12 protein-coding genes, 1 tRNA gene and 1 other RNA gene are annotated in these 12,703 nt (G+C 41.7%); all 14 read left to right on the forward strand.

Annotation, left to right across the window (positions count from 1 at the left end):
• Positions 1-114: 114 nt before the first annotated feature.
• The 14 genes from EIZ39_RS09320 to EIZ39_RS09385 all read left to right on the forward strand — a co-directional run bounded on the left by EIZ39_RS09320 (position 115) and on the right by EIZ39_RS09385 (position 12,675).
• Positions 115-1,656, forward strand: coding sequence for an ABC transporter ATP-binding protein (locus EIZ39_RS09320; RefSeq protein WP_129199676.1), 1,542 nt, complete (start codon positions 115-117; stop codon positions 1,654-1,656).
• Positions 1,640-2,722 carry an ABC transporter permease gene (locus tag EIZ39_RS09325; protein WP_129199677.1) on the forward strand — a complete coding sequence of 361 codons (1,083 nt, stop codon included), beginning with the start codon at positions 1,640-1,642 and terminating at the stop codon, positions 2,720-2,722. The genes EIZ39_RS09320 and EIZ39_RS09325 overlap by 17 nt, the downstream gene beginning before the upstream one ends.
• On the forward strand, positions 2,709-3,674 hold the full coding sequence (locus tag EIZ39_RS09330) for an ABC transporter permease (protein ID WP_129199678.1): 966 nt from the start codon (positions 2,709-2,711) through the stop codon (positions 3,672-3,674). The genes EIZ39_RS09325 and EIZ39_RS09330 overlap by 14 nt, the downstream gene beginning before the upstream one ends.
• Positions 3,675-3,886: 212 nt before the next feature.
• Positions 3,887-6,112 (forward strand): bifunctional 2',3'-cyclic-nucleotide 2'-phosphodiesterase/3'-nucleotidase, encoded by a 2,226-nt coding sequence (locus tag EIZ39_RS09335; RefSeq protein ID WP_129199679.1) that lies wholly within the window; start codon positions 3,887-3,889, stop codon positions 6,110-6,112.
• Positions 6,113-6,233: 121 nt separating this feature from the next.
• Positions 6,234-6,485: an RNA-binding protein gene (locus EIZ39_RS09340; RefSeq protein ID WP_129199680.1), complete on the forward strand. Its 252-nt coding sequence runs from the start codon at positions 6,234-6,236 to the stop codon at positions 6,483-6,485.
• Positions 6,486-6,554: 69 nt separating this feature from the next.
• Positions 6,555-7,043, forward strand: a complete 489-nt coding sequence (tadA, locus tag EIZ39_RS09345) for a tRNA adenosine(34) deaminase TadA (protein ID WP_129199838.1) — start codon at positions 6,555-6,557, stop codon at positions 7,041-7,043.
• Positions 7,044-7,088: 45 nt separating this feature from the next.
• Positions 7,089-7,179 (forward strand) — tRNA-Ser (locus EIZ39_RS09350).
• A 560-nt stretch (positions 7,180-7,739) separates the two neighbouring features.
• Positions 7,740-8,825 (forward strand): HD-GYP domain-containing protein, encoded by a 1,086-nt coding sequence (locus tag EIZ39_RS09355; protein ID WP_129199681.1) that lies wholly within the window; start codon positions 7,740-7,742, stop codon positions 8,823-8,825.
• Between the two features lie 213 nt (positions 8,826-9,038).
• Positions 9,039-9,304, forward strand: an RNA gene (ffs, locus tag EIZ39_RS09360) — signal recognition particle sRNA large type.
• Positions 9,305-9,440: 136 nt separating this feature from the next.
• Entirely contained in the window at positions 9,441-11,147 is a 1,707-nt protein-coding gene (gene dnaX, locus EIZ39_RS09365) for a DNA polymerase III subunit gamma/tau (RefSeq protein ID WP_129199682.1), read from the forward strand.
• A gap of 27 nt (positions 11,148-11,174) precedes the next feature.
• A complete protein-coding gene (locus EIZ39_RS09370) occupies positions 11,175-11,486 on the forward strand; it encodes a YbaB/EbfC family nucleoid-associated protein (protein WP_240675761.1) in 312 nt (103 codons plus the stop codon).
• A gap of 11 nt (positions 11,487-11,497) precedes the next feature.
• Positions 11,498-12,094 (forward strand): recombination mediator RecR, encoded by a 597-nt coding sequence (gene recR, locus EIZ39_RS09375; protein ID WP_129199684.1) that lies wholly within the window; start codon positions 11,498-11,500, stop codon positions 12,092-12,094.
• 73 nt (positions 12,095-12,167) lie between these two features.
• Entirely contained in the window at positions 12,168-12,389 is a 222-nt protein-coding gene (locus EIZ39_RS09380; protein ID WP_129199685.1) for a hypothetical protein, read from the forward strand.
• Positions 12,390-12,405: 16 nt separating this feature from the next.
• Positions 12,406-12,675 (forward strand): pro-sigmaK processing inhibitor BofA family protein, encoded by a 270-nt coding sequence (locus EIZ39_RS09385; RefSeq protein WP_129199686.1) that lies wholly within the window; start codon positions 12,406-12,408, stop codon positions 12,673-12,675.
• Positions 12,676-12,703: the final 28 nt, after the last annotated feature.

The following is a 12,703-nucleotide window of genomic DNA, read 5'->3' on the forward strand; positions in this document are numbered from 1 at the left end:
ATCTTGCTATAGTGAATACTACACAGGACTAGGTTGTCATAACAATCTAGTCCTGTGTTTTACCTAAATGTAAGTTATAAGGTCTTTAGTCGTTACAAAGGGGTGGTGAAACATATGGCGGATACAGTGGTAGAGATGAGAGGAATAACGAAGCGATTTCCTGGCATTGTAGCCAACGATAATATTTCTTTCGCGGTTAAACAAGGTGAAATCCATGCTCTTCTAGGCGAGAATGGTGCGGGGAAGTCCACCCTTATGAATATCTTGTTCGGTCTATATGAACAAGATGAAGGGGATATCCTCATTCGCGGACAGAAAGTAAAAGTTCAAAATCCCAATGATGCTAATCGATTGGGAATCGGCATGGTGCACCAGCACTTTATGCTCGTGGAACCGTTTACTGTCACAGAAAATATTATCTTAGGAATTGAACCTAGACGTGGTGCAGCTATTGACCGGGAGACGGCCCGAGCAAAGGTTAAGGAAATCTCTGAACGTTATGGTTTGTCTGTAAATGCTGATGCCATGATTTCAGAGATATCTGTTGGGATGCAGCAGCGCGTGGAGATCTTAAAGACCCTATACCGTGGTGCAGAAATCCTTATTTTTGATGAGCCAACAGCAGTATTAACCCCTCAGGAAATAGAAGAATTAATGGTTATCATGAAGAACCTTGTCCGTGAAGGTAAGTCCATTATTCTTATTACGCATAAACTGAAAGAAATTATGGCTGTATCCGATATGGTAACCGTTATTCGCCGTGGAAAAGTAGTAGGTTCTGTCGCGACAGCAGAAACGAATCCAAATAAATTAGCCGCTATGATGGTGGGTAAGGAAGTCTCCTTTGAGGTTCAAAAGAAAGAAGCTGTTACAGGAAAAACTGTTCTTAATGTAGAGGGTGTAACATCCCAGAATGAAAAAGGAATATCTGTTCTTAATGGCATTCATTTAGAGGTAAAAGCTGGGGAAATTGTAGGTATTGCAGGTGTAGATGGAAATGGTCAATCCGAGTTAATTGAGGCCATTACAGGGCTTCGTAAAGTAAATGGTGGTAGAATATTCCTAAATGATCAGGATCTGACCAATAAGTCCCCAAGGACTGTTATTGAGTCGGGAGTCTCTCATATTCCAGAAGACCGCCAAAAAAGAGGATTGGTATTAGATTTTAGTGTTGGTGAAAATATGGTCCTTGAGACTTATTATAAAGAACCCTTCTCTAAGGGAGGGATCATTAATTACAAAGAGGTTTATGACTATTCTAGAAGACTTATTGAAGAGTATGATGTTCGGACTCCAAGTGAGCATACCTTAGCTCGCTCGCTCTCTGGTGGTAACCAGCAGAAAGCCATTATTGCTCGAGAGGTTGATAAGGACCCCAATTTATTAATTGCAGCTCAACCTACTAGAGGGGTGGATGTAGGGGCTATTGAATTCATTCATAAACGTCTAATTGAGCAACGTGATAAGGGAAAAGCTATTTTACTTGTATCCTTTGAATTAGAGGAAGTAATGCAACTTTCCGATCGGATTGCCGTTATCTATGAGGGTAAAATCATAGCCATCGTTAACCCTAAAGAAACAACAGAGCAGGAACTAGGATTCTTGATGGCCGGAGGAAGAAAAGACAAGCAAGAAGGTGATGAGATTGGCAGCTGATAAGAAAGAACATGCATTATTAATTCCGCTGATTGCCGTGCTTATTGGCTTATTAACTGGAGCTTTGCTCATGTTAATTAGCGGTTATAATCCGATAGTAGGATACGGTGCTCTTTTCTCAGGAATTTTCGGTTCGCTCTATGATGTTGGAGAAACGATTCGAGAGATAACCCCTCTTATTTTTACGGGACTAGCCGTTGCTTTTGCTTTCCGCACAGGTTTATTTAACATTGGTGTGGAAGGACAATTTATTGTGGGTTCACTTGCTGCTGTTGTAGTAGGGGTATTGTTTGACCTTCCTTGGTATCTCCATGCACCATTAGCTTTTCTAGCAGGGTGTATTGCAGGAGGACTCTGGGCAGCCATTCCTGGTATATTAAAAGCTAAGCTGCACGTGCATGAAGTTATTACGACGATCATGTTAAACTATGTAGCTCTTATCTCTGTCAATTATTTAATTCGAACCTATTTAAAGTCTTCTTCCGAGAGAACGGAGAAAATTCACAGCTCCGCTTCGCTTACCTTTGAGCCACTGTCTGCTTTGTTTGATTACTCTCGTATCCATTTAGGGATTATTATTGCCCTCCTATTTGCCTATTTGTTTTACGTTGTACTATGGAAAACGATCTGGGGATACGAGCTTCGCTCGGTTGGATATAATCCTTTCGCTTCCCAGTATGCGGGCATGAGTGTGCCGAAGAACCTTGTCACCTCAATGATGATCAGTGGCTTCTTGGCTGGTGCTGGAGGAGCAGCAGAAAGTCTTGGTGTGTATGGTTATCTAGCTATCAACGCAGCCATGCCTGGATATGGATTTGATGGGATTGCAGTAGCTCTACTAGGAGCCAATTCGCCAATCGGAATTATTTTGGCAGCCATATTGTTTGGTTCTTTACAGTACGGTTCCAATAATATGCAGCATACGGCGCATATTCCAACAGAGATTATTACCATTGTCATTGCCGTGATTATCCTATTCGTTGCAGCTAATGGCGCGGTGAAATGGTTAGTAAAGAGGGCTCGCCGCAGGCCGGAAGGGGAGGCTAAAGGATATGACCGTACTTGATATATTAACAACACTCATACATAATACGATTGTTTATTCCACGCCTCTCATCTTTGCGGCATTAGGTGGAGCCTTTTCAGAACGTTCTGGGGTAGTGAATATCGGATTGGAAGGCTTAATGATATCGGGTGGTTTTGCTGCTGCGGTTACCACCATATTTTTTGGTGAAACGATGGGGCTTGGGCCAATAGCCCCGTGGATAGGACTCTTATTTGCAATTGTTTTCGGGATTATTTTTGCTCTTCCACATGCCGTGGCTTCCATTAGCTTCCGTGCGGATCAAGTGGTAAGTGGAGTAGCGATTAACTTCTTGGCCATTGGATTTGCTGTTTTCATGCTGAAGAAACTGTTTGATGGTGCAGCCCAAACGACGACCATTCAAAACCCATTTAAGAAATTTGCTATTCCATTTTTGTCGGACATCCCTTACTTGGGAAAAGCCATTTTTATTGCCTATCCTACTTCTTATCTAGCCATTATCTTGGCTGTTGTGGTGTATTATGTTTTCTTTAAGACTCCTTTTGGTTTACGTTTACGTGCCGTTGGGGAACATCCCAAGGCGGCGGATACCGTCGGCGTCAACGTAGTTCAGATGAGATATATTGCAGTATTGTTAAGTGGCGCGCTAGCAGCAGCTGGTGGTGCGGCTATCTCATTAGGGATTACAAATAACTTCACGCACAGTACGATATCCGGACAAGGTTTCATGGCACTTGCTGCCCTTATCTTTGGTAAGTGGCATCCGATCGGTGCATTAGGAGCGGCTTTATTCTTTGGTATGGCCCAAGCTCTTGCAGCGGTAGGACAAGTTCTAGGACTAACGAAATACGTCCCTGCGGACTTTTTAACGATGCTTCCTTATATCCTCACCATCCTCGCTCTAGCAGGCTTGGTTGGTAAAGCAAACGCTCCTAGCGCATTAGGGAAGCCGTATGAAAAAGGACAGAGATAAGATAAGCCTAAGAGGTTGTACATATTGTACAGCCTTTTTTTTTGTTCTGTATTACATGAATGTGAAATTGCTCCTTGAGAAAATACTTTTTAAGTAAAAGAAGGTTTTTGTAGCAAAATGTCGAATGTTAAAGTCAGATGTCTAACAAGTCAATCTGGATAATGAGAAGCGAGTTATTATTAAAAATGTTTTCAAAATGAGGAGGAACCGCATTGAAGAAGTCCCCATTAAAGAAGAGAGCGATTGTAAGTGCTACACTTGTCTTGGGCTTAATAGCACCAATGGCTAATCCAAACTTGATTTTTGCAAACAATCAAGACATTGTTAACTTCCGAATTATTGGTACTACGGATATTCATGCTAACGTTGTTAACTTTGATTACTACAATAATGGTGTTACTAATGCATTCGGATTGTCTAAAGCCGCAACCTTAATCAACCAAGCTCGTACAGAGGTTCCGAACAGCCTTCTCGTAGATAATGGAGACACGATTCAAGGAAGTCCGCTAGGTGATTATGTGGAAAACAAAGGCTTAGTCAAGCCTGGATATGTTCATCCGGTAATGAGAGCAATGAACCTATTAAACTATGATGCAGCGACTCCAGGAAACCATGAATTTAACTATGGTATGGAGTTCTTGGATCTTACGCTTAAGGGTGCAGAGTTTCCTTGGGTAAACGGTAATGTTTATGATAAGGAAACCGGTAAGAACTATTTCACCCCGTATACGATCCTTGAGCGTCAAGTGGTAGATATGGATGGAGAAACTCATACACTTAAAGTGGGCGTAACAGGATTTGTTCCTCCTCAAATTTTGAGCTGGGATAAGAAGCACCTTGAAGGAAAACTAGTAGTAGAAGATATTGTAAAATCTGCTAAGGAAATCGTTCCACAGATGAAAGCAGCTGGAGCAGATGTCGTAGTAGTTCTTTCTCACTCTGGCATCGCAGAATTTGACCACAACAAGAACTTGAAGGCTTATTCTGAAGGAATGGAAAATGCCGGTTACTACTTGAGTCAAGTAGAAGGTATTGATGCGATCGTTACAGGGCACCAACACCAAAAGTTCCCTCTAGCTGATAATAAAGTGTTCCCTAATGGAAATGGCTTTGATAATGAAAAGGGTACAGTGAATGGCGTACCTACCATTATGCCTGGTTCTTGGGGAGATAACTTAGGTTTAATTGACTTAACAATCGAAAAGAAGGATGGCAAGTGGGCGGTAACTGAAAGTAAAGCGCAATTACGTCCGATTGTCGTTAATAAAGAGTCCGTTGCTGATTCCAATAAAGAAATTGAAGAGGCAGTGAAGGTTGAACATGAAGCTACCATTCAATATATGGCTAGTCCAGTTGGAGAATTGAAGGGTGACTTGAATACATTTTTTGCACTAGTGCAAGATAATGCTTCTATGGAAATTGTAAATCGTGCACAAAAGGCATATGTAGAAAAAGCCCTAAAGGGTACAGAGTACGAAGGAATTCCTGTATTATCTGCTGCAGCACCATTTAAGGCAGGTCGCGGTGGTGTAGATAACTACACGAATGTTTCATCCGGAACGATTACTATCAAAAATATTGCTGACCTTTACTTGTATGACAACAACGTAGTTACAGCTATCAAGGTTAAGGGTTCTGACATTAAAGAATGGCTAGAGTGGTCTGCTGGTCAGTTTAATCAGATTGATCCGAACAGCACAGAAGAACAAAACCTAATCAACTCCAGTTTCCCAACTTATAACTTTGATGTTATTGATGGAGTAACTTATGAGATTGATATAACAGAGCCTGCTAAATACGATAATGGCCAAGCGGTTATTAACCCAACAGCGAACCGTATCAAGAATCTTAAGTTTGATGGTAAGGCTCTTGATCCAAACATGGAGTTCGTTGTAGCGACCAATGACTACCGTGCAAGTACAGGAAAGTTAGTCAATCCAGGAGGAGTAAACACCATCCTTAACTCTCCTGATTCTAATCGCCAAGCAGTAATGGAATATGTAGTAACGAATAAGGTTGTTGATGCTTCTGTAAACAACAACTGGAAGTTCTCTACTATTAATGGAAAAGTAAATGTTACTTTCCCTTCTAATCCAAAAGGAGAAGAGCTTGCTAAACAAGTAGATCATATTACGTATACTGGAAAAACTGACGATAAGGGCTTTGGTATCTTTAGCATTGACTTAAGTGGTCCAGCTGCAGAAGAGGCGAAGACTCCAGCACCAGTTGTAACTCCGGCTCCTGTACAAGTATCTGCTCAAGTACCAGCAGTGGCTGCTGAGAAGACTCATGTTGTTCAAAAAGGTGAAAACCTATGGGCAATTGCGAAGAAGCACTATGGTAAAGGGTCTGCTTTCACCAAGATTGTTAAAGCAAATCAAGGCAAGATCAAGGCTGGATTCTTAATTCAACCAGGACAACAATTATTAATTCCTTAATAGAGACTAGGCATGATTCGTTAAGAATCATGCCTTTCTTTTTTCTCATTTAAAGGATTTTTGCGGAATCAGGATTTATGGTCTTAAAAAACAAATACTAGGAGTAACAAGGAGGGAGTTTATGGAGTTCTTTGGGAATCGTTTAACGGATGATCAAGTAAAAACGATTGTTGAAGCTTATATGGAAATTCGGTATGGGGATTTAGAGCTTGAACCAAGCCAAGAGGATATACGTTTTGCCTTGAAGCATTATTTAAAGAGGATGTTGGAAGAGCCTGAAATCTTCGTGCATCAAAATGATCATGGAGAATGGGTATGGGATATTGTAGAGGGTGAATTAGAGGATGAGGCCTTTTACGAACACCTCAATTAAGGCATCATGATTGCATCTCGTTTAGATGCTTGTCATAATGGGATACAGCATACTAGAGGTGGTGCAATGATGATTCCTGATGATGAGCAATATATGTTGTTAGCCTTAGAGGAAGCGAGAAAAGCAGCGGAGTTGGGGGAGGTTCCGATAGGGGCGGTGATCGTTCGTAAAGGGGAGGTGATAGGAAGAGGGTATAATCTTCGAGAATCTACAAAGGATCCTACGGCCCATGCAGAGATGATTGCTATTAAAGAAGCAAGTGAAATATTAGGGGGTTGGCGTCTTTTAGATAGTACTCTTTATGTAACCTTAGAGCCTTGTCCCATGTGTGCGGGAGCGATAGTTCAATCGAGGATTGAACGAGTCGTTTATGGAGTGTCGGATCCTAAGGCCGGTTGCGCAGGGACCTTGATGAACCTTTTGCAAGAAGAACGATTTAACCATCAAGTGGAGGTAGACTCCGGTATCCTTCAGGAATCTTGTTCGCATGTGTTAAAGGACTTCTTCCGCGAATTAAGAAATAAAAAGAAGGCAGTAAGGAAGGAATTAGAGACTTGATTTCTTGATTCAGCCTATGTTAACATATTTCTTGTTCTATCATACGGAGGCGTACCCAAGAGGCTGAAGGGGGCTGACTCGAAATCAGCTAGGGCGTTCACGCGTCGCGGGGGTTCAAATCCTCTCGCCTCCGCCATACATATTTATGAATTGCAACCACCGAGGATTTCGGTGGTTTTTTACATACCTACTATAGGGTACACTGGAAGACATTTACGGGATTATGTTTATTGGTGGTGGACTAAGGCTGAATCAGCAGAGTACTAACGGTAAAAACTTCCCTTATTCTAAAGAAAAGAGGGTTTTGAGTGTAAATAGGGTAAATTTTTTCCGTTATTCCTTCTAAAATTTATTTGTAACCGCTTACATCCGTTGATAAGAGAAAATTATTCCGTAATATAAGGCTTTTTAAGTGCAAAATCAAGAATAGCGGAAAATTGTTCCGTTATACAACTTTGATCGAATTCAAACAAAAAAAGCCCCAATCCTGGGGCGAAACTCTCAACGCTAAACAACCGTTTAGTTTAGCTATAGCTATTATAGATGATTAGGCGATGATAATCATCATAAATATTTTTCCTAAGCGCATTTTCTTTTGAAGATTTCACGTAATGTACATAATAGACTCTATATGTTTATATATATATCCATTACTATAAGAGTATAAATGGGGAAAGTGAATTAAAGGGGAAAAATATGAGATTAGTGTCGATTGTCAACTGTGAATCGGGGATGGTGTTGGCTAAGACGATTTATCATGAATCAGGAAGAAAATTGTTGGGGGAAGGATTCGAATTATCAGATAAAGCCATAAATCGTCTAGAAGAGCAGGGAATTACTCATCTCTATATTAAAGATGGGATAACGGATGATATTTTTGTGGAGGATGCTATTCCACTTGAGGTTAGAAGAGAAGCGGTCATTACGATTCACACGCATTTTGAGGCAATACAGGATGGACAGAAGGGTGCCATATTTCATTCCAGAATGATAAAGGATTTTAAACGGATATTAGATCTTCTGATATCTGAGATTAAAGGGACTAAATCGGTGATGAATTTATTATCCCATATTCAAGTCCGAGATCATTATGTGTTCTCCCATTCTTTGAATGTTACACTCTACACACTCGCTGTGGCAACGAAGCGGGGATTTAATGATAAGCAGCTCTATGAGATTGGCTTAGGTGGATTGCTGCATGATATAGGGAAGATGATGATTCCCTCGGAAATACTGCATAAACCCGGAAGGCTGACAGATGAAGAGTTTGATGAGATTAAGAAGCATTCGGAGTACGGTTTTGAGCTTTTAAGAAAACAGGTAGATATCCCGCTTCTATCCGCTCATTGCGCCTTGCAGCATCATGAGAAATGGAATGGTAAAGGTTATCCAAGGGGATTAGCTGGAGAGCAAATTCATCCCTATGCCCGTACAATGGCTGTTGGCGATGTGTTTGATGCTCTTACGACACATCGTGTTTATCGTCGAGCTATGTTGCCGCATGAAGCAATGGAGATCATCTATGCTGATACGAATACCCATTTCGAGCAGGGGGTAGTAGAACTATTCCGCAGGACAATTGCGATTTATCCTGTAGGGGTAACCGTGAAGTTGAACTCCGGTGAGACCGCAGTTGTCGTAGGGTATAATGAGCACTCGCCAAGTCGTCCCTTAGTGAGAGTGATAAAGGATCCAGCAGGGAATCCATTAGCGTCTCATTATGAATTGGATTTATTAAAAGATCTTTCATGTATGATTATAGAATGTGACGCTATTCTTTAATATGGATATGAATAATATCGGAAGAATCGACAGATAATAAGACTCAAGATAAGATGAGGTTTCAAGCCACGTCTCTCTACATACTAATGTAGAGGGATTTGCATTTATTCCAAAATTTAAGTTCCTAAAATCCTTGAATCTACCGTGATGTTTATGTTATGCTTACTAAGCAACCAAATGAGGTTGTACCTTTTACTATCGTGTATAAGCTTGTCGTGCTAGATGGGGAGATGGCGGTGCCCTGTAACCCGCAATCCGCCTTAGCGGGGTTGAATTCCCATTGAAGGTGCGCTTCATGTAAGGTCTGCCTTATGCAAGTGGTGTTGACAACTGGGTCCTGCGCAACAGGAACCCATGAACCTGGTCAGGTCCGGAAGGAAGCAGCCATAAGTGGATCATTCTGTGTGCCGCAGGGTAGCCTGGTTCGAGCTAACTACATGAGTAACGCTTGGTTGGTCGTATCGACAATGGGTGCACGGCATAATTTTTATAGAAGGACTATCCTCTAGAAGGATAGTCCTTTTTACATACCAAAAAAAGCCTATGATGGTTTGTTAATTTAAAAACATCTATAGTATACTTATACTATTGAATATGAGATTTGGAGTGTCCATTATGGCATACCGAGCGTTATACCGGGTATTCCGTCCACAGACGTTTCAGGATGTGGTAGGTCAGGAGCATATCACCAAAACATTACAGAATGCATTAAGAGAACAAAGATTTTCACATGCATACTTGTTCAGTGGACCAAGGGGAACAGGGAAGACTAGTGCGGCCAAGATTCTGGCCAAAGCGGTCAATTGTCAACAAGGACCTGCTCCAGAGCCTTGTAATGAGTGTGCAGCTTGTAAAGGAATTACAGAGGGTTCGGTTGTCGACGTCATAGAGATTGATGCCGCATCTAATCGTGGTGTTGAAGAAATTCGTGACGTTCGAGACAAGGTTAAATATGCCCCTTCTGAAGTCCGCTTTAAAGTGTACATTATTGATGAAGTACACATGTTAACAACAGAGGCTTTCAACGCCCTGCTTAAAACATTAGAAGAACCTCCAGGGCATGTTATTTTTATTTTGGCTACTACAGAGCCACACCGTCTTCCTGCTACTATTATTTCGCGTTGCCAGAGATTTGACTTTCGAAGCATCTCGGCTAAGGCAATGATGGATCGTCTTCGCTATATTGCAGCTACGGAGAATGTGGAGATATCGGATCAGGCTCTTGCCTTGATGTCTCGTGTATCTGAAGGTGGGATGCGCGATGTATTAAGCCTTTTTGATCAAGTTCTCTCGTATTCAGGGAATAAAGTAGAAGTAGACGACGTCATTTTGGTTACTGGTGTTGTATCCCAGTCGGTGCTTGCAGAGGTTACTGAACTCGTTCGTCAAAAGAATGCCTCTGGGTTACTGGAAGTACTACAACGAGTCATTTCAGAAGGGAAAAACTCTGAGCAGTTCCTTAATGATCTTCTGATGTATTTCCGAGATCTCTTGTTGTATAAGACAGCTCCTAAGTTAGATGAGTTGCAACACCGCCTCATGGGTGATGACCAATTCCATGGATTGTCACAAAGCTTCACTCATCCCTTCCTCTATTCTATAATTGAAAAGTTGAGCAAGGTAAGCCAAGACATGAAGTGGGCTAGTCATCCTAAGATTGTTCTAGAAATGGGACTAATTCGTTTGTTAGAATCTGAAGGGAACTCTGAACAACCTAAAGAGGCAGCAACGAATGCTAGTGTGGAAGATCTTCTCCAGAGAATTAATCAACTTGAACAAAGATTAAATCAAGTGGGCCAAGTGGCAGTTAGTACGCCCGCAGCGGAGGTCATGGAAACCCCACGAAAAGAAGCGATGAGACGTGTAGGTATGCCTTCAACAGTGAGGATTTCAGAAAACCGTATTCGGGAAGTGGCTGCGGGGTCTGAACCTGAAGGGTTAAGGAAAATAACCGGCCTATGGTCAGATGTCTTGAATCGAATTAAGAAGAAGAAAATTCAGGTTCATGCGTGGCTCTTAGATGGAGTACCAGTTGCTGTTGGTTCAGGGGGATTAGTTGTCAGCTTTAAGAGTGCGATCCACCGGGAGACAACAGAGAAGCCTCAACACCGTCAAATTATCGAAGAAGTGTTACAGTCGGTGTGGGGACAGAGGCTTGATCTTCTGACCTTGATGGAAAATCAATGGCAGGAAATCGAAGCTACAACAAGGTCTACAGGGGCATCAGAGCCCCAAGGCGAGGAGAATAAGGAAGAATCAGATCCATTTCTCGATGAAGCGATTAAACTAGTTGGTGAACATCTCATCCATATTAAGGATTAACAAGGAGGAAACAAAATGCGTGGCGGAATGGGAAATATGAATAATATGATGAAGCAAGTAAAGAAGATGCAAGAACAGATGATGAAGGCTCAAGAAGAGTTGAAGGAAAAGACAGTAGAAGGAACAGCTGGTGGCGGTGTGATTACCGTCGTTGTTAATGGCCACAAGGAAGTAAAAGATGTCAAAATTAAGCCTGAAGTCGTAGATCCTGATGATGTAGAAATGCTTCAAGACTTAATCCTTGCAGCGGTCAATGATGCTATGAAGCAAGTAGATGAAATAAACAATAAGGAAATGGGCAAGCTTACAGGTGGAATGAATATTCCAGGTTTGTTCTAGGGTGTCCTTAAGTGTATTATCCAGAACCCATTGCTAAATTAATTGAAGGATTCAGTAAACTACCGGGAATAGGCCCAAAAACGGCGACAAGACTCGCTTTTTTCGTCCTCACGATGAAAGAGGATGATTGTATGGACTTAGCAAGAGCCTTAGTAAATGCCAAGCGAAACCTCTTATACTGCTCCCACTGTCAAAATATTACCGACGTTGATCCGTGTTATATTTGCAGTGATAAGTCTAGAGATGCTTCTTGCATTTGTGTCGTTCAGGAACCTAAAGATGTTATTGCTATGGAAAAGACAAGAGAGTTTAAAGGGAAATATCATGTTCTTCATGGAGCGATCTCCCCAATGGATGGAATTGGGCCGGAAGATATTCGATTGCCGGAGCTGCTTAATCGATTGAAGGATGATCAGGTACAAGAACTTATTTTAGCTACGAACCCGAATATTGAAGGGGAAGCTACAGCGATGTATATCTCCCGACTGATTAAACCGTTCGGAATAAGAGTAACCCGAATCGCTCATGGTCTCCCGGTTGGTGGAGATCTAGAATATGCAGATGAAGTTACGCTCACGAAGGCCTTAGAAGGTCGAAGAGAATTATAGGAACTAGTCTTTATTGACTAGTTCTTTTTTTTGTGAGACAAGCGTACCCTGTAATGTGGAGGAGGGACGGCATATGATTAAGAAATTAAAAGAAAGTAGATTAGTAAAAAGTAAAGTATTGGAGGAGAGACGAAGACTGTTGCAGGGCATTGACCTGGCCCGAAGTCAATGGCAGTATGGGCAAATTCATCAGGATCATAATGGGGGGAAGTACCAGCTCTTAGACATCTTGGAACGACGATACATGTACCTCTACCAAATTGCCAAAAAAAGAAAGCTTCATGCTTTAGAATAGGAGGTTCGATGCCTAAATGGATGCTTCTCTCGTCTGGTTAATTGTTGCCTTAGGAATTCTTTTCATGGCGTTAGTTGTAAGTCAATCGGTCTGGAGCCCGCTTCGGTGGATAGGGTATGGTCTGTTTAAAATTGCGGTTGGTGGCGTGCTTTTATTTGTGTTTAATTCCATGGCTGGATATTACGATTTCACCATTCCTATTAACCCGATAACAGCTGCAATGTCTGGGTTTCTTGGGCTGCCAGGATTGGTCTCTTTGGTTTTTATTAAAGCTTTTATTGTATAACGAAACAAAAAGTTGAGCTCAAGGGATG

The organism is Ammoniphilus sp. CFH 90114, from assembly GCF_004123195.1.
Classification (GTDB): domain Bacteria; phylum Bacillota; class Bacilli; order Aneurinibacillales; family RAOX-1; genus YIM-78166.

Coding starts and splice junctions, on each gene's coding strand:
- EIZ39_RS09330 (WP_129199678.1), top strand. CDS start 2,709: ATGACCGTACTTGATATATTAACAACACTCATACATAATACGATTGTT.
- EIZ39_RS09340 (WP_129199680.1), top strand. CDS start 6,234: ATGGAGTTCTTTGGGAATCGTTTAACGGATGATCAAGTAAAAACGATT.
- EIZ39_RS09320 (WP_129199676.1), top strand. CDS start 115: ATGGCGGATACAGTGGTAGAGATGAGAGGAATAACGAAGCGATTTCCT.
- EIZ39_RS09355 (WP_129199681.1), top strand. CDS start 7,740: ATGAGATTAGTGTCGATTGTCAACTGTGAATCGGGGATGGTGTTGGCT.
- EIZ39_RS09380 (WP_129199685.1), top strand. CDS start 12,168: ATGATTAAGAAATTAAAAGAAAGTAGATTAGTAAAAAGTAAAGTATTG.
- tadA (WP_129199838.1), top strand. CDS start 6,555: ATGATTCCTGATGATGAGCAATATATGTTGTTAGCCTTAGAGGAAGCG.
- EIZ39_RS09325 (WP_129199677.1), top strand. CDS start 1,640: ATGAGATTGGCAGCTGATAAGAAAGAACATGCATTATTAATTCCGCTG.
- EIZ39_RS09385 (WP_129199686.1), top strand. CDS start 12,406: ATGGATGCTTCTCTCGTCTGGTTAATTGTTGCCTTAGGAATTCTTTTC.
- EIZ39_RS09370 (WP_240675761.1), top strand. CDS start 11,175: ATGGGAAATATGAATAATATGATGAAGCAAGTAAAGAAGATGCAAGAA.
- dnaX (WP_129199682.1), top strand. CDS start 9,441: ATGGCATACCGAGCGTTATACCGGGTATTCCGTCCACAGACGTTTCAG.